At 60.4% G+C, this 24,903-nt stretch carries 19 protein-coding genes and 1 pseudogene; 19 read left to right on the forward strand and 1 reads right to left on the reverse strand.

The genetic code is table 11. The annotated features are described in order from the left end of the window. The first annotated feature begins 66 nt into the window (after window positions 1–66). The 18 genes from ACIQC5_RS23795 (at window position 67) to ACIQC5_RS23880 (ending at window position 22,924) form a co-directional block, all read left to right on the forward strand. Entirely contained in the window at window positions 67–309 is a 243-nt protein-coding gene (locus ACIQC5_RS23795; RefSeq protein ID WP_400287629.1) for a hypothetical protein, read from the forward strand. A 271-nt stretch (window positions 310–580) separates the two neighbouring features. Next, a complete protein-coding gene (locus tag ACIQC5_RS23800) occupies window positions 581–1,609 on the forward strand; it encodes an ornithine cyclodeaminase (protein ID WP_400287631.1) in 1,029 nt (342 codons plus the stop codon). A gap of 99 nt (window positions 1,610–1,708) precedes the next feature. Next, window positions 1,709–2,986: an ABC transporter substrate-binding protein gene (locus tag ACIQC5_RS23805; protein ID WP_400287633.1), complete on the forward strand. Its 1,278-nt coding sequence runs from the start codon at window positions 1,709–1,711 to the stop codon at window positions 2,984–2,986. Next, on the forward strand, window positions 2,983–3,744 hold the full coding sequence (locus ACIQC5_RS23810; RefSeq protein ID WP_400287635.1) for an ABC transporter ATP-binding protein: 762 nt from the start codon (window positions 2,983–2,985) through the stop codon (window positions 3,742–3,744). Before ACIQC5_RS23805 ends, ACIQC5_RS23810 begins: the two co-directional genes overlap by 4 nt. Continuing rightward, the gene (locus ACIQC5_RS23815; RefSeq protein ID WP_400287637.1) at window positions 3,741–4,526 is read left to right on the forward strand and encodes an ABC transporter ATP-binding protein; all 786 of its coding nucleotides are present in this window, start codon (window positions 3,741–3,743) and stop codon (window positions 4,524–4,526) included. Before ACIQC5_RS23810 ends, ACIQC5_RS23815 begins: the two co-directional genes overlap by 4 nt. Beyond that, window positions 4,519–5,391 carry a branched-chain amino acid ABC transporter permease gene (locus tag ACIQC5_RS23820; protein WP_400287639.1) on the forward strand — a complete coding sequence of 291 codons (873 nt, stop codon included), beginning with the start codon at window positions 4,519–4,521 and terminating at the stop codon, window positions 5,389–5,391. Before ACIQC5_RS23815 ends, ACIQC5_RS23820 begins: the two co-directional genes overlap by 8 nt. Beyond that, complete coding sequence (locus ACIQC5_RS23825) at window positions 5,388–6,422, forward strand: branched-chain amino acid ABC transporter permease (protein ID WP_400287640.1); 1,035 nt, start codon at window positions 5,388–5,390, stop codon at window positions 6,420–6,422. Before ACIQC5_RS23820 ends, ACIQC5_RS23825 begins: the two co-directional genes overlap by 4 nt. Then, window positions 6,412–7,806: a M20/M25/M40 family metallo-hydrolase gene (locus ACIQC5_RS23830; RefSeq protein WP_400287642.1), complete on the forward strand. Its 1,395-nt coding sequence runs from the start codon at window positions 6,412–6,414 to the stop codon at window positions 7,804–7,806. Before ACIQC5_RS23825 ends, ACIQC5_RS23830 begins: the two co-directional genes overlap by 11 nt. After that, window positions 7,803–9,101 carry a glutamine synthetase gene (locus ACIQC5_RS23835; protein ID WP_400287644.1) on the forward strand — a complete coding sequence of 433 codons (1,299 nt, stop codon included), beginning with the start codon at window positions 7,803–7,805 and terminating at the stop codon, window positions 9,099–9,101. Before ACIQC5_RS23830 ends, ACIQC5_RS23835 begins: the two co-directional genes overlap by 4 nt. Next, window positions 9,091–10,263, forward strand: a complete 1,173-nt coding sequence (locus ACIQC5_RS23840; protein ID WP_400287646.1) for an amidohydrolase family protein — start codon at window positions 9,091–9,093, stop codon at window positions 10,261–10,263. Before ACIQC5_RS23835 ends, ACIQC5_RS23840 begins: the two co-directional genes overlap by 11 nt. Then, on the forward strand, window positions 10,244–11,446 hold the full coding sequence (locus ACIQC5_RS23845; protein WP_400287647.1) for a M20 family metallopeptidase: 1,203 nt from the start codon (window positions 10,244–10,246) through the stop codon (window positions 11,444–11,446). The genes ACIQC5_RS23840 and ACIQC5_RS23845 overlap by 20 nt, the downstream gene beginning before the upstream one ends. Window positions 11,447–11,548: 102 nt before the next feature. Then, complete coding sequence (locus ACIQC5_RS23850; protein WP_400287649.1) at window positions 11,549–12,442, forward strand: MurR/RpiR family transcriptional regulator; 894 nt, start codon at window positions 11,549–11,551, stop codon at window positions 12,440–12,442. A 210-nt stretch (window positions 12,443–12,652) separates the two neighbouring features. Next, the gene (locus tag ACIQC5_RS23855; RefSeq protein ID WP_400287651.1) at window positions 12,653–14,248 is read left to right on the forward strand and encodes a sigma-70 family RNA polymerase sigma factor; all 1,596 of its coding nucleotides are present in this window, start codon (window positions 12,653–12,655) and stop codon (window positions 14,246–14,248) included. Window positions 14,249–14,460: 212 nt separating this feature from the next. After that, the gene (locus ACIQC5_RS23860) at window positions 14,461–17,139 is read left to right on the forward strand and encodes a hypothetical protein (RefSeq protein ID WP_400287653.1); all 2,679 of its coding nucleotides are present in this window, start codon (window positions 14,461–14,463) and stop codon (window positions 17,137–17,139) included. Window positions 17,140–17,596: 457 nt separating this feature from the next. Then, window positions 17,597–19,159, forward strand: coding sequence for a pyridoxal phosphate-dependent decarboxylase family protein (locus ACIQC5_RS23865; RefSeq protein ID WP_400287654.1), 1,563 nt, complete (start codon window positions 17,597–17,599; stop codon window positions 19,157–19,159). Next, window positions 19,156–20,499 carry a lysine N(6)-hydroxylase/L-ornithine N(5)-oxygenase family protein gene (locus ACIQC5_RS23870; RefSeq protein ID WP_400287656.1) on the forward strand — a complete coding sequence of 448 codons (1,344 nt, stop codon included), beginning with the start codon at window positions 19,156–19,158 and terminating at the stop codon, window positions 20,497–20,499. The genes ACIQC5_RS23865 and ACIQC5_RS23870 overlap by 4 nt, the downstream gene beginning before the upstream one ends. Beyond that, window positions 20,496–21,086: a GNAT family N-acetyltransferase gene (locus ACIQC5_RS23875; protein ID WP_400287657.1), complete on the forward strand. Its 591-nt coding sequence runs from the start codon at window positions 20,496–20,498 to the stop codon at window positions 21,084–21,086. Before ACIQC5_RS23870 ends, ACIQC5_RS23875 begins: the two co-directional genes overlap by 4 nt. Then, the gene (locus ACIQC5_RS23880; RefSeq protein WP_400287659.1) at window positions 21,083–22,924 is read left to right on the forward strand and encodes an IucA/IucC family protein; all 1,842 of its coding nucleotides are present in this window, start codon (window positions 21,083–21,085) and stop codon (window positions 22,922–22,924) included. The genes ACIQC5_RS23875 and ACIQC5_RS23880 overlap by 4 nt, the downstream gene beginning before the upstream one ends. Window positions 22,925–23,101: 177 nt before the next feature. Here the strand turns inward: ACIQC5_RS23880 and ACIQC5_RS23885 are convergent, their stop codons facing one another. Next, window positions 23,102–23,857 carry a hypothetical protein gene (locus ACIQC5_RS23885; protein WP_400287661.1) on the reverse strand — a complete coding sequence of 252 codons (756 nt, stop codon included), beginning with the start codon at window positions 23,855–23,857 and terminating at the stop codon, window positions 23,102–23,104. A 265-nt stretch (window positions 23,858–24,122) separates the two neighbouring features. Here ACIQC5_RS23885 and ACIQC5_RS23890 point away from each other — a divergent pair. Then, window positions 24,123–24,903 (forward strand): annotated as a pseudogene (locus tag ACIQC5_RS23890) (hypothetical protein); the annotation flags it as partial.

Genomic DNA, 24,903 nt, shown 5'->3' on the forward strand with positions numbered 1-24,903 from the left:
TAGCGGCGGCGGACTTCCAAAGCCGCCCGGTGTGGTGATTACTCACAGTGTTTTCCTCTTTCATAGGTGATGATGCTGATCATTGATGGTGCTGAAGTCATCGTTGTGGACGCACCCACGGGCAGTGGGCGGTTCACTGTGAACTGCGTCCTCGTGGGACTGGGGCGGCACCCCTTCAGGACGCCACCGACGTTCGCTGCCACAGCGCTGCATTTGTTCATCAAAGCCGGGGTCGACGCCCAGGCCGGGGCCGGGGAATTGTTGCAGCTCAGGACGATCCCATTCATCTCGGCCTCGCAGTATGAGTAGGCCTCGGCGGGACAACGTGTCGCAGCATTTTTTGTGACGTTCGTCACGCAATAAATTGCTGCGTCAAAGCACTCACGATTCCCGGATCGACATCGGTCGCTGGCGCCACACGGGCACTGCTGACGCCTCGATGGGAGGGCGCGGCTTCAGTTGTCGATGAAATAAATATAACAAAAATCAAAAAGTTGGTGACTTTGGATGGTTTCTAACGCATCATGGGTTGTAGCTACTCCCGACGAAGTGAGCGGCATTCAACAGAGAGGGAGCGCAGATGACGCGCTTTGTAGATGTACACAAGATGATCAGCTGGGTGAGGTCCCGGGGGCCGGAATCGATCATCGAAGACCTCGTCCGGTACATGGAGGACGACTTCAGGCGCTGGCCGCAATTCGACAAAACCCCCCGCGTCGCCAGCCACACGCCATTCGGTGTCATAGAACTCATGCCGACCAGCGACCATGAGACCTACGGCTTCAAGTACGTGAACGGACACCCGTCAAATCCTGCCCGCGGCTACCAGACAGTAACGGCGTTCGGTGTTCTGGCTGACGTTCACAACGGCTACCCGACGTTCCTGGCGGAGATGACAATACTGACCGCATTGCGTACCGCTGCCGTATCCGCCATGGTCGCAAAGGAGCTGGCACGATCAGATTCGAGCGTCATGGCGATGATCGGAACAGGGAGCCAGGCTGAATTTCAGGCACTCGGTATCCGGCGCACCTTGGGTATTCGGCGACTCCAAGTCTGGGACACAGATCCCGCAGCTGTGAACAAGTTCATTCGCAACATGTTGCCCCTTGGATTCGAAGTTGTTGTTGCGTCGTCAGCCCTGGATGCAGTGCAAGGCGCAGACATCATCACTACGTGCACAGCGGACAAGGCGCAGGCAACAATCCTCCGCGCAGAACATGTAGCACCCGGCGTCCACCTCAACGCCATCGGGGGTGATTGTCCCGGAAAGACCGAACTCGACCCTGCGGTCCTGGACCTCGGCGACGTCTTTGTTGAGTACGAGATGCAGACGCGGATCGAAGGGGAAATTCAGCAGATGCCCGCAGACTTCTTCGTCACTGAATTCTGGCAAGTGCTCAGCGGTGAAGCACCGGGCCGCACGTCAGAGCAGCAAATCACGATTTTTGATTCGGTGGGGTTCGCCGTAGAGGATTTCTCAGCTTTGCGATATCTGCGGGACTCGGTTGAGGGCTCTGAGTTCTATGAAGAGATCCACCTTGTGGCCAATCCGGATGATCCGAAAGACCTGTTTGGTCTTGTCGGCGCCCTGTCGCCGGTCGGCTAGGAGCGTTGTCCCATGAGCTCGCGCACCTACCTATCAACTGTCATTCATCCTGGAACCTGTCATCGGAGGGATGACGGTCCCCAACACTTACGGAGCAAAATGTCCTCCTCATTCGGACACCGTCTACGCACATCCGTGCTCCTTTCCACCGCCGCGCTGATGGCCTTCTCCATGGTGAGCTGCACAGTTCCCACCGGCGAAAGCAACGAGTCCGGCTCAACCCAAGGAAATATCACGCTTGGCCTTTTGGCTCCTTTGACAGGTGTGGCTGCAGCAGATGGCAAGCTCATGGAGCAGGGCGCGCAACTTGCAGTCGACGAGATCAATGCCAAGGGCGGCATTGATGGCCGGAAGGTTGAGCTGAAGGCGTTGGACGTACGAGACCAAAAGTCCGACGCCGTATCAGCTGCGGTAACGCAGCTGACCTCCAACCCTGACGTCGCCGCCGTCCTGACTGGTTACGCGAGTACCACCAACTTCGAAATCGATCAGCTTGCCGAAGCTGGTATTCCCTACCTGCTCAGCGGCAACAGCGCGCAAACAGGCGACATCATTTCCAAGAACCCGGAAAAGTATCCGGGCGTGTGGTCGCTTGCCCCATCGTATGAGGGCTACAGCACTGGGGTCCCGGAACAGCTTGAAGCCTGGAATGCTGACGGCACGTTCCCGCTCCGAAACCGCAAGGCCTACATCATTTCCAGTGACAATGCTTATTCCAACGGCATCGCTTCAGGGCTGGAGAAGAACCTCAAGGCCAAAGGCTGGGAGGTCACCGGCCCCGATACCGTGCCGTTCGGGGAAGTGGACGACTGGACAACACAAATCACCAAGATTCGCCAGGTCGATCCGGCGGTGATCATCAACCTCGACTATCTAACGGCAAACGCGTCAAAGTTCCTGACCCAGTTCCGGCAGAACCCGACGCAATCGCTGGTCTTCTCCCAGTACGCCCCCAGTGTTCCCGAGTTCACGGAACTTGCGGGCCGAAACGCAGACGGCGTCCTCTACAACCTTCCCTTCGCTCCGCTGCCGGCTTTGCCGGAAACCAAGGAGCTCACAAAGAAGTTGACCGACAAGTACCAAGCCGAACCGAGCCTTTACAGCTTTGGCCTCTATGAGCAGGTTTACCTTTGGGCTGATGCAGTGCGGGCAGTCGGTGACCCGGGCAAGCGCAGCGAAGTAGGGGTAGCGCTGGGCAAGCTGGACACACAGACCACTCTTGGCCGTGTTCATTTTGACCCCGCAACCCACCTGGCCGTCGCCGGCAAGGACGGGATTCCCATGACGTACTACCAGATCCAAAACGGCAAGCGGCTGAACATCGCTCCGGAGGAATTCGCGGACGGCAAGTTCCAGAGGCCCGAGTGGATGAAATGAATCCGACCACAGAATTTGCGTCTCACCGAACCTCCGGGCACCTCTTGGAAGTTCGTGGAGTCAGCCGGCGCTTTGGAGGGTTTCTCGCCGTCGACAACGTCAGCGTACGCGTCAACCGTGGAGAAATCCTCGGCATCGCTGGTCCTAATGGCGCCGGAAAGAGCACTCTCTTCAACCTGATCTCGGGCGTCCCCTTCGGCCCCACAGCTGGGGAGGTCATCTTCGACGGTAGGCGCATTGACCAAATGCCTGCCCACAAGATCGCCCGTTGCGGCCTGCGACGCACCTTCCAGGCAGAACAGCTGTTTCCGACGCTGAGTGTGTCGGACAACGTTGCTGTTGCCTGCCATTACTTGGGAGGGCGTGGGCGTTCAGCGAAAACATCGGCGGAGTCGGCGCTGGAGACGGTGGGGATCATGAAATACCGGGACGTGCCAGCGGGCGAAATCCCACTTCTGGCGAAGAAGAAGCTCATGATAGCCAGTGCCTTGGTGGCGCAGCCCCGTCTGCTCATGCTGGACGAACCCGCCGGAGGGCTGAACAACGAAGATCAAGCCGACCTGATCCTGCTCTTGCGGGAGCTTCAGAAGGGCGGCCTGACACTGCTCATCATTGAGCACGTACTCAGCCTCCTGCGTGAATTGGCCAACCGAATGATCATCCTTTCATCCGGCGAGCTTCTCGCGGAAGGCTCACCGGACGCCGTGCTTTCGGACCCGCAGGTGTTGGAAGCGTACTTGGGAAAGGCAGCAGCATGAATCCTGACCAGCAGCAGAATATCCCGCTGCTTCAGGTCCGGGACCTGGAAGCCGGCTACGGACGTCTGCCCGTTGTCCGTTCATTCTCCATCGATGTGTCATCCGGCGAGGCGCTTGCCCTCTTGGGGCCGAACGGACACGGAAAGACCACGGCTCTTCGTGCCATGGCCGGCCTGGGCAAAATCACTTCAGGACAGGTAGTCCTGAACGGCAACGACATCACAGGAATGCCGGCCTACAAAGTGGTCGATCAAGGAATGATGCACGTACCGCAAGGCAACCAACTCTTTCCACGGCTGACCATTCGGGAAAACCTCTTGCTGGCAGGAAGAATACCGATCGCCAGGAATGAGCGGACCCAGACCTTGGCCATGGTTCACGATTTGTTCCCCAAGCTGCTCCAGCGACGCGATCAACTGGTGGGAACGCTTTCCGGCGGCGAGCGTCAGATGGTGGCAATCGGCATGGGGCTGATGGCCAAGCCGAAGCTCTTGGTGCTTGATGAGCCGACGCTGGGGCTCGCCCCAAAGATCAGGTACGAAATCCTCGAGACACTTCATGACATCCGCAAACTCGGCCTGTCCTTGATCGTCGCTGACGGCGACATCGATTTCCTGTTCGAGCTCACTGATCGATGGCATCTTGTGGAACTTGGCCGGATTGTGGCCAGCGGGACCACGTCCGTAAAGCCCAGTCACGAAGAAATCATGAATATGTACGTCGGCTCGGCGGCCTCGCCAACGGCAGGCAACGGCCCCTTGAAAGGAGCCAACCATGACTGACGCGCTCCTCTCCATCCTTGTTTCGGCGATTGTCCTCGGTTCGTTGTATTCCCTGATGGCCAGCGGTTTGTCCCTCATCTGGTCCACTTTGGGAGTGTTCAACTACGCGCACGGCGCGCTGCTGCTTCTAGGGGCGTATTTCATCTGGACCCTTTCAGAGAGGGTGGGGCTGCCGGTGCTTCTGGCCTTCGCCGCTGCGGTTCCCCTGCTGGCTTTGCTGGGCATCCTCCTGGACTTTGTAGCCGTAAGACCGTTCATCGGCAGACCCAACGGAACGCTGCTGGTCATGGTTTCGACGCTTGCCATTGCCAACGCCGTGGAAGGCGCTGCGCAACTGGTCTGGGGACCACAGAACCGGCAAATTGATGCGGTCACCACCACGACGTTTGCCTTGGGCGACGTGAAAATCGTCGGATCCACCCTCATTTCGCTCGCCCTGGCGCTGGTCCTTGTCATCGGCCTGATCATCGTGCTGCGGAAGACAGAGTGGGGAATGGCTGTCCGGGCCGTGGAACAGAACCGGGACATGGCAATGCTTGTTGGCATCCGCCCAGCACGCGTCTACGGTGCCGTGTTCGCGGTGGCAGCGATACTGGCCTGCGCTGCTGCCTTCGTCTATGGAACTACCACCACTATCACGCCCACCAAGGGTTTCGAGCCGCTGCTGACTGCATTTGTTGTCCTGGTCTTTGGAGGATCGGCTACTTTGTGGGGCACCTTGGTGGGGGCGTTCACCATTGGTGCCCTGGAAGCGGGCACCACGTACTGGCTGGGCCTGCAGTGGAGCCCCGTCGCCGTCTTCCTTGTCTTGGTCCTCATCATGCTCATTCGCCCACAGGGCCTTGTGAAGGGACGTTCCTCATGATCAGCCTTGGCACCATTAAGCGCTTCGGCACATGGCCGCTGCTTCTGGTCGGCGCCGCCCTGCTGCCCTACGTCGTCGTCAGCGGTTCCGCCCGCCTGCTTGCCGCCACGGCACTGATCTACGCCCTCCTGGCGGCAAGCTGGAACCTGACTTTGGGCATTGGCGGTATCTTCAATTTCGCCCACATCGGGTTCTTCGGCGTGGGTGGCTACACCATGGCAGTGTCCACAGTTACATGGGACGTCAATCCGTGGCTTGGACTCGTGCTGGCCAGTGCTGCGGGCGGGCTGGCCGGTGCACTTGCTTACATTCCGGTGATACGCATGCGAGGCATCTATATCGCGCTGATCACGTTTGTTTTCGTACAGCTGTGCTATTACTTGGTCCTGGCCATTCCCGGGATAACCGGCGGATCAAGCGGACTGACCGGCGTGCCCGCATTGAGCATCGGAGAATTCTCCTTCGCAAAGTATTCGGGATTGGGCTATCTCTGGCTGCTCGGTGTCGCGGTGGTCATGCTGCTGGTGGTCCTGAAGATCATCCTGCGCAGCTCTTTTGGCAAGAGCCTCATTGCCTTGCGCGACAACGAGCATCTCGCGGTAAGCCGGGGGATGAACCGCGTCAGGCAGCACCTCCTTGCGTTTATCCTCAGTGGGGCAGTCGCCGGTGTTACAGGAGCCCTTTATGTTGCGTATTTCCGTGTTGCTGATGTCACCTTGTTCAGTTTTGGTTTCGTCACCCTTGGCTTGAGCATGATCTTCCTCGGGGGCACAGGCCACATTTGGGGGCCCGTCCTAGGTGCGCTGATTGTCACGGTCATCGACCGCCAGCTCACGGATCTGGGGCCAATGCGGGCGATCCTCATCGGCGTCGGGACGCTTTTGGTTCTCGTTTTTCTTCCGCGCGGCATTTCCGGACTCATTGGAGACGTTTGGAACGGTGCGCGGAGGCTACTGCGGCGAAGCGGGAACCACGCTCACCGCACTTCGGACCAGTATTCGGATGACAAGGAGGCCGCTCATGTCCGCTGACGCCACTGCCGGAACCGAGCAGAGCAAGCGCAAGGCAGTCTTGGACGCCGTGGATCGGCTGGCGCCCAGGATCGTGCAGTCTGTGTCCGAGGCTGTCAGGATTCCAAGCATCAACCCCAAATATCCAGGCCAGGACTACAAGAAGCTGGTAGGTGGCGAGGGCGAGGTCAGTGCCCTCATGAACGATCTTCATCGGGAGGCGGGTGCCGCCACCGAACTGGTCACCGTTGAAAAGGGGCGGGACAACGCATGTGGCCGGATTACCGGAACGGGAGGTGGGCGTTCGCTGCTGCTCAACGGACATGTCGATGTTGTTCCGCCCAACCGCGAAGGGCTGTGGTCGCGGGCGCCTTTCTCGGGGCTGATCACCGACGAGGCGGTGCACGGTCGCGGAGCAACCGACAACAAGGCTGGAACGGTGGCGACTGCTTACGCGGCCATCGCCTTGGCCAAGGCAGGCATCCAGCTCAAGGGAGACCTTGTCCTGCAGGCAGTCGTCGGGGAAGAGGTGGGTGACCATCTCTCCGGCACAACTGCCGCCTTGCAAGCTGGCTATGGGGCGGACGCCGCCATCGTTAGCGAACCTTCGAACTTTGCGGATGCGGCACCGAATCTTGTTCCCACCACGCCTGGACTTCTGTGGTTCTCGCTCTCGCTCGTGGGCAAGGCGGCGCACTCGGGTCTGCGGGGACTCACAATTCACCCCACGCTGGAGGGCGAAGTGCTTGGGGTCAACACGATCGACAAGTTCTGGATTATTTACCACGCCCTACGGCAACTCGAAGATACATGGGCCCTGCGTGACAGGCACCCGCTGTTCCGGCCGGGTTACTTCAACCTTCTGCCCGGGGTGATTCGCGGAAATCCCGAAGGTGTTTTGGTGCCGTTCTTCCTTGCAGATACGCTCACTGTCGAATACTGCGTCTACCACCACCCGGAGCGCAGCAATGACGAAGTCATTGAAGAGATCGAGAGAACAGTGCGTCAGGCCTGTGCCAACGATCCTTGGCTGAGTGCGCACCGTCCCGAATTCGACTGGAAGCTGCTGTGGCCGCCGTACACCGCGCCCGCAAACCATGACCTCATCCCAGCGGTCATGAAGGCGCATAGCGATTCCATTGGCGGCTTTGACGTCACCACGCCTCCGCAGCAGGAAGGGTTCTTGGGCGTCTGCGATCTGACCTGGATGGACGCACAGGGCATCGACGGGTTGGTCTACGGACCCGGGGTTGGCCGCACCGCGCACGCAGAGAACGAGTATGTCCCCATCCATCAGATCATCACCGCCGTGAAGACTTACGCTTTGTCCGCCATGGACTATTGCGGCGTCGCCGGCACCGAATTCAGCAACAACTCAGACACGACCGGCCGGAGGCGCCAGTGAACACCCCCGATATATTCGTTGCCACCTGCGACCTCGCGGGCCAGGTCCGTGGACGCGGGGCTCCGCGCGAAGCCTACGACTCAGTGCTTCGCTCCGGCCTCGGATGGGTGCCGGCCAACCTTGGCATTTCGGCATTCGGTGGCATTGCGCCGGGCAGCGCCTTCGGTTCAACCGGCGATCTGCGCCTGATGCCGGACGAAGCCAGTGAAATCACGATCCCCAACAGTCCGAATGATTCAGGGCTGAAAGTACTGCTCGCCGACCAGACCCAGCCGGATGGAAGCGAATGGGACTGCTGCCCGAGGACGTTCCTGCGTCGCGCCATCAAGGACTTCAGGGAACTAACGGGACTGCGGATTATCGCCACATTCGAGCACGAGTTCGTCCTGGAAGGGCTGCCTCAATCTGCTCCCTTTTCCTTGCGCAGGCACCGTGACGCCGATCCCTTTGGAACAGACCTGCTCCGCCTCCTGACGGACTGCGGCCTTGCACCTGAGAACTGGTTGCCTGAATTCGGGGCGCACCAGTTTGAAATTACCGTGGAACCGAGCGACCCCCTCACGGCTGCAGACCGGGCAGTGCTCCTGCGCGAACTGGTCCGGGATTTGGCCATCCGCCGCGGCCTGAGGGCGTCCTTCGCGCCGTTGCAGGAACCAAACGGCACCGGCACCGGCGTGCACGTGCACATCAGTTTGGTGGACGACGGCGGCAATCCCGTTCTGTTCGACGCTTCCCGTCCCGGTCGGCTCTCCGAAGTGGGGGCCAGGTTCGGCGCCGGCATCTTGCGTCACGCGGAAGCTCTGACGGCTTGGACGGCTCCAAGTCCGGTTTCCTTCCTGCGGCTGGCTCCGGACCGTTGGAGCGTAGGCGGAATATTTCTGGCTGAACGAAACAGGGAAGCGCTCCTGCGCATCTGTCCCACAAGTTCGGCAGGTGGATCCACTCCGGATCATCAATTCAACCTTGAATACAGGGCAGCCGATGCCACTGCGAATCCTTGGCTCACCCTTGGTGTGTTGCTCCGGGCGGGGCTGTCCGGCATTCTCGGAGGGCACGAATACCCCACGCCACAGGTTTTCCCGGAGACGGCAGGACCAGCCGAATTGAAGGACGTCCCCCAGCTGCCCCGAACCCTTGAAGATGCGCTCCTGGCCTTGGAAAAGGACCAAACGGCGACGTCGTGGTTCCATCCGGATCTGCTGACAACGTATTTGGCGGTCAAGCGGTACGAACTCGCGCAATTGTCGTCCCTTGACGATTCAGCCCGCGTACGAGCGGTTTCTGATGTCTACTGATTCCATCGACCGCCTGCTGGCTGCCATCGAGGAAACCCCCTTGGTGGACCACCACGTCCACGGCGCATTGACCGACGATGTTGCCCGGGCATCCCTCGAAGAGTTGTTGACAGAGTCGGACAGGCCCATTCCGCCGTGGATGACCCAGTTCGATTCGCAAGTGGGGTTTGCCATTCGTCGCTGGTGCGCGCCACTCCTGGATCTTGCCCCGCATGCCGGCGCCGACGCGTACTTTGACCGACGGTCCGAGTTGGGCACGCAGGAAGTAACGTCGCGCCTCCTAAAGTCAGCGGGAATAGGACACTTCCTGATCGAAACCGGATATCGCGGCGAACAAATCCATGGCCTGGCTGGTATGGAGAGCATCAGCGGCGCCAAGGTGAGCGAAGTTGTCCGGCTTGAGGCTGTGGCGGAATCCCTGGCTGGCGAAGGAGTGTCGGCAGCTGATTTTGCTGATGCGTATATAGCTCGACTCGCAGTGGTAACGCAGAACGCAGTGGGAGTCAAGAGCATCATCGCCTATCGGCTCGGGTTCGACTTTGCGCCCGAGCGACCGTCTCGTGATGAGGTTGCCAAGGCGGCTGCTTCCTGGCTTCGGTTGGTAACAGCCGGGTACTCGCTTCGCATCTCGGATCCCGTGCTTTTGCGTTTCCTTCTCTGGTCAGGAGTTGACCGGGGGCTGCCGATCCAGTTGCACACCGGCTACGGCGACCCGGACTTGCGATTGGACCGTTGCGATCCGCTGCTGCTGGTTCCTTGGATAAAATTGATCGAGCCGTACATGGTGGATGTGCTTCTTCTGCACTGCTATCCGTTTCATCGGCACGCCGGTTACTTGGCCCAAGTGTTCCCCAATGTCTATTTCGACGTAGGACTGGGAATCAACTACACCGGTGTTCAGTCAGTGCAGCTCATCAAAGAGTCGATGGAACTGGCGCCATTCTCGAAGATCCTGTTCTCCAGCGATGCCTGGGGCCCTCCGGAACTTCACTACTTGGGGTCCCGCCTATGGCGCGAAGGCATGAAGAAGGTCCTTGGGGCATGGGTCCGGGACGGGGATTGGTCAGAGCAGGACGCCATTCGCATAGTTCAGATGGTCGGAAGAGACAACGCTGAGCGCGTCTACACATTGGGGGGCAACAGTGAATCCCGAACTGCTTGAAGTGCTTCGGAAGCGTATTGACCAGGAAATGCCGCACGCAATAGACCTGCGCCACAGGCTACACACCCTGCCGGATCTGTCAGGGGCAGAGGGACCAACGCTTGACCTCGTGCTGAAGTGCTTGCCCGGATTCGAGCACGCCAGGCCCGTGGCCAACACCGGGGCACTCCTTCGCATCGGTGGACCCGGCGAAGCGATCGCTGTTCGGGCCGAATTGGACGCACTGCCCGCCCAGGAGGAATCCGGCCTTGAGTGGGCATCACAACGGCCGGGTGTGATGCATGCCTGCGGACACGATGTTCATCTGGCTGCGGCGGTAGCTTTGGCCAGGGCTGTCGACGCAACCGATGGCGCGCCTCCGATCCTTCTGGTCCTGCAGCCCAGGGAGGAAACGTACCCGTCAGGGGCCAAGGATATTTGCGCTTCCGGCATGTTCGCGGAGGAGGGCGTGCGGGCTACAGTGGCGGCCCACGTACAACCGACTCTGGCGGGAGGAACCGTAGCGTGCACCTCGGGCTCAGTGAATGCTTCGTCAGACGAGTTCGTCATCAACATCCACGGCAAAGGTGGGCACGCGGCCTATCCGCACATTACCGCCGATCCGGTTGTTGCCCTGGCTCACGTGGTTATCTCACTACAGAACATCGTGAGTCGGAACGTGGACCCCATGGACCCGGTCGTGCTGACTATAGCCACGCTTCAAGCGGGTACGGCAGCAAACGTCATACCAGGCACTGCAGCGGCCAGGGGAACTGTTCGCACCATGTCCGTTCCCGTACGGGAAGAGGTCCTTCGGCGCCTCGAAGAGACGGTCCTTTTGGTGGCATCGGCCCATGGTTGCAGTGGCGAAGTCACCGTGACGGAAGGAGAGCCCGTGCTTGAAAACAACGAGGACATCGCCAAGGCGACCACTCCACTGCTACAGTCTCTGGCCCTCGAAGTGGACGGAAGTCTTAGATCGGCCGGGTCAGATGACTTCTCGTATTACTCGGAGAAAGTGCCCTCGCTCATGATGTTCGTGGGAACAAGTGGCGTTGCCGAGCGGCTGCATTCAAGCACTTTTGTTCCGGGCGACGGCCATGTCCAAGACGTGGCCTATGCGCTTCTGGCAGGGTACGTCGGTGCAGCCATCACCATGCTGCGGAGCAGCGAACTTCCCCTTGCGGTTGCCCCGGCGGGTTAGCCTGCGGCAACTCCGGATTGTTCACTGATTGAATACGAATGAGGAAGGGTGCGAATTCGCGGCTATTGTCGGATATTCCCACTGACTCAAGGAAGGATTGCCATGTCCCAGTTCGGGCTGACGGAACAGCCGGAGAACCAACCGGCAGGTTTGACCTTGGCGGACCGAATCCGGCAAATACAGGGCTCGTTATCGCCGGCGGAGCATAAACTGTCCCGGGTCTTCCTGGCCAACTATCCCGCCGCCGGGCTGGAATCCACAGTGGCATTTGCAAAGAAGGGGAACGTCAGTGCCCCCACCGTGCTCCGATTCGTCAGTCGGTTGGGCTTCAGCAAATACCGCGATTTCCAGGATGCCCTGAGAGATGAAGTCCAGGCCCGGAGAGCTTCTCCTCTAACTCTCCCGGGCAGAATCCGGGTCGACTCGGCGGCGCCGGAAGTGGCGCAATCCGTAGCGGAAACAGCGGTCGAGGGCATCAAAAGCACCGTGTCATCGCTTCCGGAGCACGAGTTTGACCGAGCCGTGGCGCTACTGTGCAATCCCTCGCTGCACATCACTTCCGTCGGTGGCAGGTTTTCGCATGTGTTGGCCACGTACCTTGATCTTCACCTGCGCCTGATGCGGCCCAACACATCAGTGCATGGCCAGCATCCCAACGATGACCCGATGTTCGTCGCCGACCTTGGCAAACGCGATGTGTGCGTATTCTTCGATTTCCGCAGGTATCAGAAAGACACCATTGACCTTGCAAAGGCCGCAAGCGCACGCGGGGCCAAAGTTGTGCTTGTTACCGATCCGTGGCTCTCCCCCGTTTCGTTTACTGCGGATGTGGTATTGCCGGCCAGGGTGGAAGCCGCCGGGTCCTTTGACAGCATCGTGCCGGCCACGATGCTTGTCGAAGCGCTCATCGCAGCGGTCCACGCCAGGCTTGGAGCGTCAGCAAGGGACCGAATGCGCGGTCTTGAGGCCAACTACGGCGATGTGCTGGCGGACTAGTGCCGGACTCACAGGCCGCAGTCGTGGACCCGGTCGATGTTATGCCCGCGACCGTTTTTAGCCCGAAGGGCCTCTGCTACATGGGGCTCCCTAACGGCTTAGTACACGTCCAAGCAGGATCGTGTCGCGGAATTGAAAGATTACTGGACGGCTTAGCCGTAAGTAGTCGGCGATTCAAGTCATGACGCAATCAAATGTCACACTGGCCTGATGGGGAGAGATTTTGATAAAGGCTCCAATGGCGGAACCAAGACAGCTGTGACGGTCAGCGACTTGGACATCATTGAGATGGTCCGCGGGGGCGACTCCGACGCCTTCGACACGCTGTATCGGAGACACCTTGCAGCGGCCCAGTACGTTGCGCGCGCACAAACTGACAACGCCAGCGACGCCGACGACGCAGTCGCGGAAGCGTTCGCCTCCGTATTTCAGGCACTCAGCAACGGCAAGGGTCCAAAGGAATTCTTCCGCGCCTACCTTCTGACAGCTGTGCAGCGGATCGCCCATGCACGGAACAGGAAAGCCCGGAGCATTCAGACCGCAACCGATGAAGCAACGCTGGACACCGCCGTCGTCGACGACGACCCGATCATCAACGAGTTCGAGTCGTCAGCAGTCGCAGCCGCATTCAAGTCGCTTCCAGAACGTTGGCAAGCGGTCCTGTGGCACATCGACGTCGAAGGGCTGAAACCTGCAGCCGCTGCTCCGCTCATCGGCCTCAGCCCCAACGGCGTGTCGTCGTTGGTCCTTCGCGCACGGGAAGGGCTTCGCCAGGCATATTTACAGAACCACCTCGTTTTGGCTCTCGACGACGAGTGTTCCGAGTTTTCCAGCCAGTTGGGCAAGTACGCGCGGCATGCCTTGAAGCGCACGTCGCGTGAAAGGGTCAGCGTGCACTTGGAGACCTGCTCCAAGTGCACTGCCCTGCTGATTGAACTCAACGACATCCAGGGCGCCATGAAGGCTGCTCTCTTCCCACTGGTGACGGGTATCGCGTTGACTCCTGGGGCGGCCGCGGGATTGTTGTCGGCGTCGAACGTGTCTGCCCTCACCGGTCAGGGGGTCACAACCGTACGGTCCATCAACGGCGCTTGGAAGGTTGCTGTTGCTGCTGTGGCTGCAGTGGGCTTGGCGACCTTTGGACTTGCTGCCTGGTTCGGGCAACCCAGCGGCACCGTCAGCACTGCCGGCGATGCCCCGAGCAATTCAGCGACGCCTCCAGCACCTGTGCCCACCGCTGCAACGCTGACGCCCACCCTTCCGCCAGTTGTGGAACCCTCGGCCACCCCTTCCTCCACCAGGCCTTCCCTGCAGTTTCCACCGGCTGTGGCGGGCCCACAGGACCCTGCGCCCCCGGAAGCTTTGCCGAAGCGGGCTGCGGTTGTCACTGACTCGGGAACAGTCACTTCAGCAACCGAGGCTTCCCCTGAATTGACGGACGAAGGATTGCAGACGGTCGACGCCGCCTTCGCTTCGGGGGCGGGATACAGCGCAGCCGAGCGGGATGTGAGCGTTAGCTTTTCGCTGCTGGGACAAGGGCATCCGTCCTCGGGCGAAGCGATCTTCAGCCTGTCCGGGAATGCCGCCTTCATTCTCGGCAAATTCTCGGCCCCGCCAGGTTGGGCATGCTCTGACCCGGCCGCGGACAGCCATCGGATCCGCTGCACCTCGGCGTCCTTCGATCCTGCCGGCCTCACCTTCGGACTTGGCGTTTCACTCCAGGGTTCAACCGGTGGTGGCACGCTGAACTACCAGTTCGGGGGCCAAAACATCGTCACCAAGTCATTCGCCAGCGGGTTTCATTAGGCGCCCGACGCCCCGTTTCAGGGTCCATCCTTACCCGCGATAATTTGCCGAAAACTTTTTCGCTTTTCTTCGTCACGATTTGGATTCGGCCCGCACTAAAGTCCTGACAATATCTTTGCGTGCCCTTTCCGAGGGAGAGGATGCGCCCATCGCCGAAGTCTGGGGAGTTCAGATTGAAGCGTTTGCAGACCGTGGAAAGACAAGCACCTGACGTGAAGACTTCCCTCTTGGCCAGAACCTCGGTGATACTCCTTGCCGCCCTTGTAGCCGCCATGGGCTTGGGCAGTCTTCACATGACCGCTGCGCGAGCCACCACGCCTGACACTCCCTCCGTCAATCTTCCGGGTGTTGTGGTCTTCTCCGAAGACTTCGAGCATGGCAGTGTAAACAGCGCCTTTGGAGCCCAGCAGTACTCCGCCTCCGGGTCCACGCAGTATGTCGGAGCGACCGGCCAAACGTACACAGGTTCAGCCAGCTGGATCGATGCCGCGAGATGCAACGGCGTGATCCTGAGCTACGCCAACACGCAGACGCCATCTTGGGCACAGTCCGGAACAGTCGAGTCAGGCACCAACAACAGGTGTGCCGAGATTCCTGGGATCCGCAGTTATCAGTTCATGCGCATGCTGGCCCTGGCCATGGGGCGACAATTTTCCTCGAGTTCCCCGAACACCAACCACGTGAGCAGCTCGTATACGGAATGCCCGTCCACCAACTCCGGCGGCTCACCGTGCGACGTTATCCCTTCCGGACCCACGGACGGTGTGATGTTCAAGACGAAGACTCCCATCTCCGTGACTCCGGAGCACTACTATTCTTTTGGCGTGGACACGGCAAGCATGAATTGTGGAACCCCCTCGGGAGATCCGTCCTACCAGTTCGCCACCGTTGACACCGCTGGGATAGCCACCCCAATAGGTGATCCAATCAACGCGTGCCAAACCGTGGATAACACCAATGTCGAGTCGTTCCAGCAGCAGGTGACCAGCCACGTCGGTGGAATCCACGGAAACGTCACCCGGATTGTCAACGTCAACTCAACAACGTCCAGTTCGGCAATCCGGGCCACCGGCAACACCCTGGGGCTGGCGATGTGGAACAACAACGGAACCACCAATGGCAACGACGGCGCCTTCGACAACGTGCGTTTGCTTGACGTGACGCCCCAACTCGATCAAGCCTTTGTTCCGGCGCTGGTTGGTCCAGGCGGAAAATCCACCCTCAATCTCACCATCAGCAACACCAAAGAGCTCAATGCGAAAACCGATTGGTCCATAAGCCAGGTGCTTCCCGCTGGCCTCGTAGTTGCTGCGGCTCCGAACGTAGCGGGAACCTGCGTCCAAGAACCGGGAACCGCTCCGTTGGCGACGTCGGCAGCTGCAGGCAGCGGCGTGATCTCGATTTCCGGTGGTGACCTGGCCTCAGGACAACGTTCATGCACACTTTCGGTGGATGTGTCCGCCGTCGTCGAAGGTTCGTACAGCAGTGCCGACGCCAGCCTCGTCACCAATCTGAACCACGGGACCGACGCAAACCTGCTGGTCCGTGCGCCGCGGATCGCCCTGAGCACCGCCTTCGCCTCTGCGCGCGCTACTGATTCAGATCAACTCACTGTGGGGATTCGCACCGGGGCAGCCGACGGTCCAGTCGTTAGCTCGACAACCACTGCCACCACAGCCGGATCGAAGGCCACCATCACAGCGGGTACCGGCATGACCGGGAAGTATGTGGCCGATGCGGGGACTACCTACCACTTGACGGAGTGGGGCGGAATCCCGTCGAGCTACCAACGGACCATCACCTGCACCGACGCGTCTGGCCTCCAGCCCGATCTGCCGGATGGGGCGGAGGTCGGCGAGTCCTTTGCCCTTGTACCTGTTGCCGGTGCCGACATCACGTGCATCATGACAAGCACGGCAGTTCCGCTTCCGGGCTTGGTGTTTACGAACACAGCTGACGCATTGGCAATCCAAGCGCCGGCGCGGGTGGGTGACGTAATCCACTTCAGCTTTCGGGCAACGAACACGGGCAACGTGACCTTGACGGATGTCGCCGTCCAGAACGCCTTGAAGGGGCTCCCGGCGCTGGCGTACACGTGGCCTGGTCCGCCGGGCCAGTTACTTCCGGGCCAGTCCATGACGGCGACTGCAGCATACGGAATCACTCAAGACGACATCGACGCCGGTCGCGTCCTCAACTCGGCCTGGCTCTCCGGCGCTCCGGCAACGGGCCCCACCATGGCTTCCCTGCCGGTGGGTTCGGAGACCCCGTTGCCGTCAGGTGCTCGCTTGGAGTTCTCCAACACCGCGGATGCCTCTGCTGTGGGCGACCCGGCCCGGGCAAACGATGTGGTCACCTACAAATTCACCGCCAGGAACGTCGGAAATGTGGCCCTGAGGGACGTGGCCATTAATGATCCGCTGAGTGGTCTCCGGAAATTGGCATACAAGTGGCCGGGAACTCCAGGTGAACTGCAGCCCGGCGAAACCGTCTTGGCCACGGCCACATACAAGCTCACGGGGTGGGACATCGGCGCCGGCAAGGTCGCGAACGCGGCGACAGCGCACGGGACACCCTTGAGGGGAAGCCAGATAACGACACCGCCGGCCACTGCGACGGTAACGCTCCCAGGCGAGGATCGAGGCCGGGCAAATGGGGTCTTCCAAGCGGCACCTGCGCAATCACCTGGCGAGTCATTGCCGATGATGATTCGGAAGCAATCGCAGGAGTCAGAGGATCGCGACGATCAGTCGGATGGAACGTCGACGATTACAGATGGAACCTTGGCTTATACAGGTGCTGCCTTCGCTCTGGCGCCGGCCGCTGGACTTGTGGGTGTGGGGACCATCCTGTTCCTGATCGGACGCCGCAAGCCGGCAAAGGACCATTGACCATGACGGAGCAGACGTCAGTCCGTTTCGGCGCCGTAGCAATAGTGGCAGTCTGAATCGCAGTCGACGTCGGTCCCGGTCCCTGCCGCGCCCTGCTCAACTGCCCTGTTATCCCGAACTGTGGTCACCATGCTCCTGGCCTCTCTTGGGCGTCCGTGGATGCCGCGATCCGGCATGTATCCATGTAAGCCGAAGGCGTGGCCCACCGGACAGGGGAAGAGCAGTGCCACTGTCCGGCATCCCGGACGATGCCCCGTTGCGGGCTGCGCTTCCTTTTCAGCGCGGGTATTTTGCACCCAAATTGCCCCGAAGGAAAGTCAATGACGCGCTACCGGGCGGTAAAACCCCGAGAAATCGCCTTCCACGCGAAATAGGTCACAAAAGTTTGACGGAAAGGCTTACCTAAGTAAGGCTTGCCTTTGCTAACAAGCCCTCAACGTAATGGAAGGAAGCTGACGTGACGTCACCTAGTGTCGAAGAGCGGATCGCTCAGGAGCAGGACTTCGGCTCCAAAGTGGAACTGGCCCTCGCTGCCACAAACCAGCTGTTCAACGCACGAAATTCGCCCAGCTATGTGGCGCAGGTTCTTCAGGGAGTCAACGCTGTCTCCACCAAAGTCCAGCGGACCGCCCAGCCGTTCACCGGCGTCGCTCATGCTGAACTGAAGGCCAAGGTTGGCGCCGTCGATCTCGAACGTCCGCTGCCCGATACTGCAGCCGCGCTGGAGGAGCTTGATGAGCTGTACCTCAAGGACGCCATCTACTTCCACGACTCCCGCTACGCCGCACACTTGAACTGCCCTGTGGTCATCCCGGCGCTGGTGGGCGAGGCTGTGCTCTCGGCCGTGAACTCCTCCATGGACACTTGGGACCAGAGCGCCGGCGCCACCATGATTGAACGCCGCCTCATCGACTGGACCGCGGAGCGTATTGGTTTCGACGCCGACGCTGACGGCGTGTTCACCTCAGGCGGCAGCCAGTCCAACTTCCAGGCACTGCTGATTGCCCGCAATCACGCCGTAGCCAAGCTACGGGCTACTCATGGGGACGTTCGCTTGCCGCATCTGCTGGACCGGCTCCGGATCTTCACTTCCGTGGACAGCCACTTCAGCATCCAGAAGTCCGCATCCATGCTGGGCCTCGGTTTCGACGCTGTCATCGCCATACCCACCGCCGAAGACCACCGCATGGACCCCACCGCGCTCGCGGCTGCCCTGGCGGAAGCGCACGACGCCGGCCTGGTACCTATGGCAGTCGTGGCCACCGCCGGGACCACGGACTTCGGTTCGGTGGACCCGCTCTCCGAACTGGCTGCGCTGGTCCGCGCCTACGATTCCTGGCTGCATGTTGACGCCGCCTACGGTGGAGGCCTGATCGTTTCCGGCCGATACCACCACCTCCTGAATGGCATCCATTTGGCCGACTCCGTCACTGTGGACTTCCATAAGACCTTCTTCCAGCCGGTCAGCTCCAGCGCAGTCCTGGTCCGTAGTGGCTCCATGATGGGCCACGTCACCTACTACGCCGACTACCTCAACCCGGAAAGTGCCGCCAAGGCGGAGATCCCCAATCAGGTGGACAAGAGCATCCAGACCACGCGCCGGTTCGACGCCCTCAAGCTGTGGCTCACGCTGCGGATCATGGGCGCCGACGCCATCGGTGCGTTGTTCGATGAGGCGATCGACCTGGCCGGGCGTGTGGGTACCCTGCTCGCGGACGACCCTGAATTCGAACTCGCCGCCGCGCCGCAGCTGAGCACGCTCGTGTTCCGCTACCGCCCGCTTGTCGACGGCGTGGCCATCGACGAAGACGCGGCCGACGCCCTCAACCCAGCCATCCGCGCCGCAATCTTTGCCTCCGGTAAAGCGGTTGTTGCCGGTACCAAAGTCGCTGGCCGCCACTACCTCAAATTCACGCTCCTCAACGCGGAGGCCAGCTTGAGGGACATCCAGGAAATCATCGAATTTATCCGCAGGACCGGCGCCAGCCTCCTCGCAAACACCACGGAGGCGGCCGCGTGAGCACCCCTGACAACGGCAAGATTTTCGACGTCGCGGGCATCGGCGTCGGGCCCTTCAACCTTGGCCTTGCCGCTCTGAGCGAGCCGGTGGAAGACCTGGACTGCGTGTTCCTGGAACGCCGCGAGTCCTTCGACTGGCACCCGGGCATGATGCTGGAGCCGGCACACCTGCAGGTCCCGTTCATGGCGGACCTCGTGACCCTGGCTGACCCGACGTCGCCGTTCTCTTTCCTAAACTTCCTGAAGCAGACGGGTCGCCTGTACCGCTTCTATATCCGCGAGAACTTCTACCCATTACGCGCCGAGTACAACCAGTACTGCCAGTGGGTGGCCGGCCAGCTTGCGTCGGTTCGTTTTAGCACGGATGTGCTGGATGTGACCTACGACGACGGCGTGTACCGCCTTTCGGTGCAGGGTCCGGACGGCGCTGAGGTGCTTCGGGCCCGCAAGCTGGTCCTTGGCACGGGCACGTCGCCTTACGTTCCAGACTCCTGTACAGAGATCGTCGAAGGTGGCGGACTTGTCCTCCACAACGCCGACTACCTGTCGAGGAAGAGTGAACTGCAGTCCAAGCGGAGCATCACCATCGTCGGAAGCGGGCAGAGCGCAGCGGAGCTCTACTACGAACTCCTTCAGGAAATCGATGTCTTCGGCTACCAGCTCAACTGGGTGACCCGCTCCGGCCGTTTCTTCCCGTTGGAGTACACCAAGCTCACGCTCGAGATGACCTCGCCGGAGTACGTGGACTACTTCCACTCGCTCCCGGGTGAGCAACGGGATTCCCTGATCAAGAGCCAGAAAAACCTCTACAAGGGCATCAACTCGGACCTGATCGACGACATCTACGATCTCCTCTACACCAAGAGCCTTTCCGGCATGGTGGACACACAGCTCCACACGCACTCGTCCCTCACCGCAGCCAAGTGGGACCCCGCAACCGGCACCCACACGCTCCAGTTGCGCCACGAGGAACACGGCCGCGACTATCAGCTGGAGTCAGAGGCAGTAGTGCTCGCAACGGGCTACGCGTACAAGGAACCGGCGTTCTTGGAAGGCATCCACGATCGCATCCGCCGCGACTCCAAGGGCCGCTTCGACGTCGAGCGCAACTACGGAACCGGCGTCGAACCTGGCGAAATCTTCGTCCAGAACGCCGAGCTGCACACCCACGGCTTCGTGACGCCGGACCTCGGCATGGCCGCTTACCGCAACTCCTGCATCCTGCGTGAAATCACCGGCCGCGAGGTCTACCCGATCGAGCGCAGCATCGCGTTCCAACAGTTCGGTGCACCCGCTTCGGTGCCTGCTTCCCTTCCGGCAACGGCTGGATCAAACGCATGAGCTTCACATTCCGAGCTGTCGATCCCGTGGCGGATGCACCTGTCCTCCACAGCTGGGTGAGCCAAGAGTACGCGCGGTTCTGGGGCATGGTTTCGGCCACTGAGCAGGACGTAGTGGAGGAGTACACGCGAATCGCTGAGTCAGGCCATCACCAAGCGTTCTTAGGGCTCGACGACGGCATCCCCGCCTTCCTCATGGAGCGGTACCGGCCTGAGTCCTCGCCATTGGCGGACGTCTACGAGGTCCAATCCGGAGACATCGGAATGCACCTGCTGGTGTCCCCGCCCAAGGACGAACCGCGCCCCGGCTACACCACCTCCGTCATGCAGTCCGTCATGGCGGAACTGTTCGAGGACCCGGCAACCCAGCGGGTCGTCGTCGAACCTGATGCGCGGAACCACAAAATCCATGTGCTGAACGAGAAGGTCGGTTTCCGGCCGCACGGCGTGGTGACCCTTCCCGCCGTCGATCCTGCCGAAGACCACAAGCAGGGGCTCCTGAGCTTCTGCACCCGCGAGGATTTCCTCGCCACCCTGACCCCGATTCTGGCCGCGCCTGTCGCGGCGACCAGAGGAGATTCCCTGTGACAACCATTGCTGAAACCACCATCAACCAGGTTGCCGCTCCGGTGGCCCACCTGACTCCGGAACGTTGGGCCGCCGCCAACCGGCACCTGGTCCGGAAGGCGATCGCCGAATTCTCACACGAGCGCATCCTGGTACCGGAGTTGATGCGCGAAGAGGACGCCGGCGTCGGGCTCTACAAAGTAGTGAGCGACGACGACACCGTTGAGTACCGCTTCCGGGCCAGGCTCCTGCAGTTGGAGCACTGGTCTGTATCCGCGGAATCCATCGTGCGCCTCCGCGAGGGCGAGGAACTGCCCGTGGACGCCTTGGACTTCATCGCCGAATTCCACGAGGCGTTGGGCATCCGGATGGAAATGTTGCCGGTGTACCTTGAGGAAATCAGCAGCACGCTGGCAAGCCACTCGTACAAGCAGGGCAAGCCGTTCAGCTCGGCCCAGTTGGCGGCGGGCGTCACCGGCGGCGCGGACCGGGCTACGGACTTCCAAGCCATTGAATACAGCATGACCGAAGGACATCCTTGCTTCGTGGCCAACAACGGCCGGCTTGGTTTCGGGATCGCCGACTACCACGCGTTCGCGCCGGAAACCGGCGCTGCGGTCAGGCTGCAGTGGATTGCAGTGCACCGCAGCAAGGCCGTGTTCACCTCGAGTGCAGGCCTGGACTACAAGACACACTTCGAAGCTGAACTGGGGCCTGCCACCCTTGACTGGTTCAATGCAGAACTGTCGGCGTCGGGACTGGACCCGGCGGACTACTTGCTCATGCCGGTTCACCCGTGGCAATGGGACAACAAGCTCACCGTGACGTTCGCGGCAGAAATCGCCCAGCGCCACATCGTCCACCTCGGCGCAGGCGAGGACGCGTACCAGGCCCAGCAGTCCATCCGCACGTTCTTCAACACGGACTACCCGGAAAAGGCGTACGTCAAGACCGCAATGTCCGTGCTGAACATGGGCTTCATGCGTGGCTTGTCTCCGCAGTACATGAAGGCAACGCCGGCCATTAATGACTGGCTGCAGGAACTGATCGGCAATGACAAGGAGCTCCAGGACCGGGGCCTGGCCATGATCCGTGAAACGGCGGCCATCGGCTACCACAACCACTACTACGAGGCTGCGTCGGCCAAGGGCTCGCCTTACCGCAAGATGCTCTCGGCTTTGTGGAGGGAAAGTCCCCTCCCGCTGCTTGAAGATGGCCAGCAGCTGGCCACCATGGCGTCCTTGTTGCACGTGGATTCCTCCGGTGCATCAGTGGCATCAGCCCTGGTTCAGCGCTCCGGGTTGGCTCCAACGGAGTGGCTGCGCCGCTACTTCGAGGCCTACCTCGTTCCGTTGATCCACTGCCTCTACGAGTACGAGCTCGCGTTCATGCCCCACGGCGAGAATGTCATCCTGATCCTGGAAGACGGCGTACCCGTCCGCGCGATCATGAAGGATATCGCCGAGGAAATCGTGGTGATGGGAGACCGGCTCGAGTTGCCCGAGGAAGTCTCCCGTATCAAGGCCGGGATTCCTGCCGAAGAAATGGTCCTTGCGATCTTTACCGACGTGTTCGACTGCATCTTCCGTTTCCTGGGGGCCATCCTTGTGGAGGACGGGACGTTGCGGGAAGACGAGTTCTGGGGGACTGCCGCTGCCGTGGTTCGTGAATATCAGGAACGCCACCCGGAGCTGGCGGAGCAGTTTGCCATGCATGATCTGTTCGCTGCGGACTTCGAGTTGTCCTGCCTTAATCGGCTGCAGTTGCGGAACAACCAGCAGATGCTCGATATCTCGGATCCCTCCGGGGGATTGCAGATGGCTGGCCGCTTGGCCAACCCCCTGGCAAAGTTCCTCTAAGCAAGCAATTGGCAGGGGCGCCACCGGGAAATTACTTCGTCCGGTGGCGCCCCCTCGTGACAGCTGCCTGATCCGACGCCAGGGGCTGTCACGCCCATGTAGTACTGGTTGTCCCTGAATCGTGTTGTAAAAAAGGCACGCGGTTTACGGCATTTCCCTATTCCGTGACGTTTCCTTTCATCCGGCTGGCTGTCTGTACCGGAGGCCGGCGATTGCCCGGTCGCATTCCGCCGGCGAGGTGGGAAAATCCAAAAATTCCACGAGCGTTCGCCGTCCAACGCCGAGGTGTAGCCCGTCGATGAGTTGCAGACAGCGGAACAGTGCCTCGTAGCTCTCCCGCTTGCGGGTCATCATGGTATGAATGCTTCCGCGATGATAGGCCGCAGTGGCTTCCACTGCCGCAAGTTCCCCTCGGCATATCTGACCCATTTCGGCCAACGTTTCCCAGCTAAGCAGCTTGCCGTCTTTTGACCATCCCAGATGAAGGGTGGCTATCGTGTGGCTTCTCCGCCGGGCGCTGGGGTAGTGCGACATCTCATGGATCAGCCGTTCAAAGTGCGCCATGGTTGCAAGCCCTGTATAGACGTCGGTGCAGGAGAACGGTTCAAGACGTTCATTTTCCATAGCCCATCCCTCGACGAGATCCCGCATGGAACCGTCATCAGCAGGTACGCCCGCCGCGTCGAAAAAGGCACTGAGGTCCTGCATGGTTTCGCGGACTCCAACGCCATGATATGCGCGGGACGCCCCGAGGTTCTTGGCGGACATTTGCAGCTCTCCGCCCTCCGCTTGGGCCTTCAGCATGTCCTCGACCTCAGGAACCAGCCAGTCACCCGGGAACAGCCATCCGGCCTGCTCACTACGTTGTCGCCAGCGCCCACGGAGCTGTAAGGACCTGCTTTCGATTTTCAGATGAACGCGTTGATCTTTCATGTTCAATGAGTGCCATTGAACGCCCAGTCATGACGCAATTTCGTCCAAATACTGGACATCGTTCCCGCTTGGACATGCTTCCACCCTCAGGCCATGCCTTCGTCACCACCTTCCTGAATGAACCCGAGAGATGTCGCTCAAAAAAGATTTCGCTTTTTGCGGCATGAACTTTTCCCACACCGCACTCATTGACTGGAGACCAACCCTGCCGGACGCAAATGGATGGTCTCCCTTGATGTAAATGTTTTGCTCGTCGGTTGAGGGGTTGGCCGGGTCACTGTTCTTTGGAAGGAACCCCTTGAAGTATCCGGTTGGGAAGATTACGGCGTTGTTTGCCGCGTTAATGGTGGTCCTGTGCGGGCTTTCATTCGGGACGGTGGGCTTTGGCACACCGGCCCAGGCGTACGAGATCGCAACCGCCCCGGCGAACCTCAATGGTCCCGGTACCATCGCCACACTTTCGATGCCTGGATCTAATCTGACCACCACCTTTGGCCGGACGGGTTACACCTACATGGTGGGCCAGTCAACGATGGGCAGCCGTGGATATGTGGCCTCTGATTTCTCACAAAACATAGGGACTGGGGCCCCGGCTGTTGAATTCGCCACCCACGCAGTCAATAATTGCGCGGCAACTGGTCCTTGTAGCGGCTTGGGGGCTGTCACGATTGTGTTCAGTCAGCCGGCGAGGAATCCTGTGCTCAACATCGCAGGCCTCGGCGGAGAGGTCGACTTGGATGAAACTGACAACGGGACTGTTGACCGACAATCCCAGTTGAGCGCCGTCCTTAACCTCGCAACTCCAGGCCTTTCGATGACCAAGCTGTCCGGCGCCAACCTGTCGGTGGCAAACAATGCCATCACTACTAGCAACAACAATGCCGGAACGGCGTGTAATACGAGTGTGCAGACCGGCACACCTGACCCTGTCGACGCTCAGGCGACCGCTGGCTGTGGGTCTGTCCGTATCAATGGCATTGTGACCTCGTTGACGTTCGATATCAGCGCGGTCTTCGTCCAGACCACCAGCGCGCTTCCGCCATACA

Source organism: Paenarthrobacter sp. NPDC092416 (assembly GCF_044755025.1).
Classification (GTDB): domain Bacteria; phylum Actinomycetota; class Actinomycetes; order Actinomycetales; family Micrococcaceae; genus Arthrobacter.

What these genes read in the sequence shown, in the direction of transcription:
- ACIQC5_RS23800 (WP_400287631.1), top strand. Translation starts at nt 581, where the DNA reads ATGACGCGCTTTGTAGATGTACACAAGATGATCAGCTGGGTGAGGTCC.
- ACIQC5_RS23805 (WP_400287633.1), top strand. Translation starts at nt 1,709, where the DNA reads ATGTCCTCCTCATTCGGACACCGTCTACGCACATCCGTGCTCCTTTCC.
- ACIQC5_RS23810 (WP_400287635.1), top strand. Translation starts at nt 2,983, where the DNA reads ATGAATCCGACCACAGAATTTGCGTCTCACCGAACCTCCGGGCACCTC.
- ACIQC5_RS23815 (WP_400287637.1), top strand. Translation starts at nt 3,741, where the DNA reads ATGAATCCTGACCAGCAGCAGAATATCCCGCTGCTTCAGGTCCGGGAC.
- ACIQC5_RS23820 (WP_400287639.1), top strand. Translation starts at nt 4,519, where the DNA reads ATGACTGACGCGCTCCTCTCCATCCTTGTTTCGGCGATTGTCCTCGGT.
- ACIQC5_RS23825 (WP_400287640.1), top strand. Translation starts at nt 5,388, where the DNA reads ATGATCAGCCTTGGCACCATTAAGCGCTTCGGCACATGGCCGCTGCTT.
- ACIQC5_RS23830 (WP_400287642.1), top strand. Translation starts at nt 6,412, where the DNA reads ATGTCCGCTGACGCCACTGCCGGAACCGAGCAGAGCAAGCGCAAGGCA.
- ACIQC5_RS23840 (WP_400287646.1), top strand. Translation starts at nt 9,091, where the DNA reads ATGTCTACTGATTCCATCGACCGCCTGCTGGCTGCCATCGAGGAAACC.
- ACIQC5_RS23850 (WP_400287649.1), top strand. Translation starts at nt 11,549, where the DNA reads ATGTCCCAGTTCGGGCTGACGGAACAGCCGGAGAACCAACCGGCAGGT.
- ACIQC5_RS23855 (WP_400287651.1), top strand. Translation starts at nt 12,653, where the DNA reads ATGGGGAGAGATTTTGATAAAGGCTCCAATGGCGGAACCAAGACAGCT.
- ACIQC5_RS23875 (WP_400287657.1), top strand. Translation starts at nt 20,496, where the DNA reads ATGAGCTTCACATTCCGAGCTGTCGATCCCGTGGCGGATGCACCTGTC.
- ACIQC5_RS23885 (WP_400287661.1), bottom strand. Translation starts at nt 23,857, where the DNA reads ATGAAAGATCAACGCGTTCATCTGAAAATCGAAAGCAGGTCCTTACAG.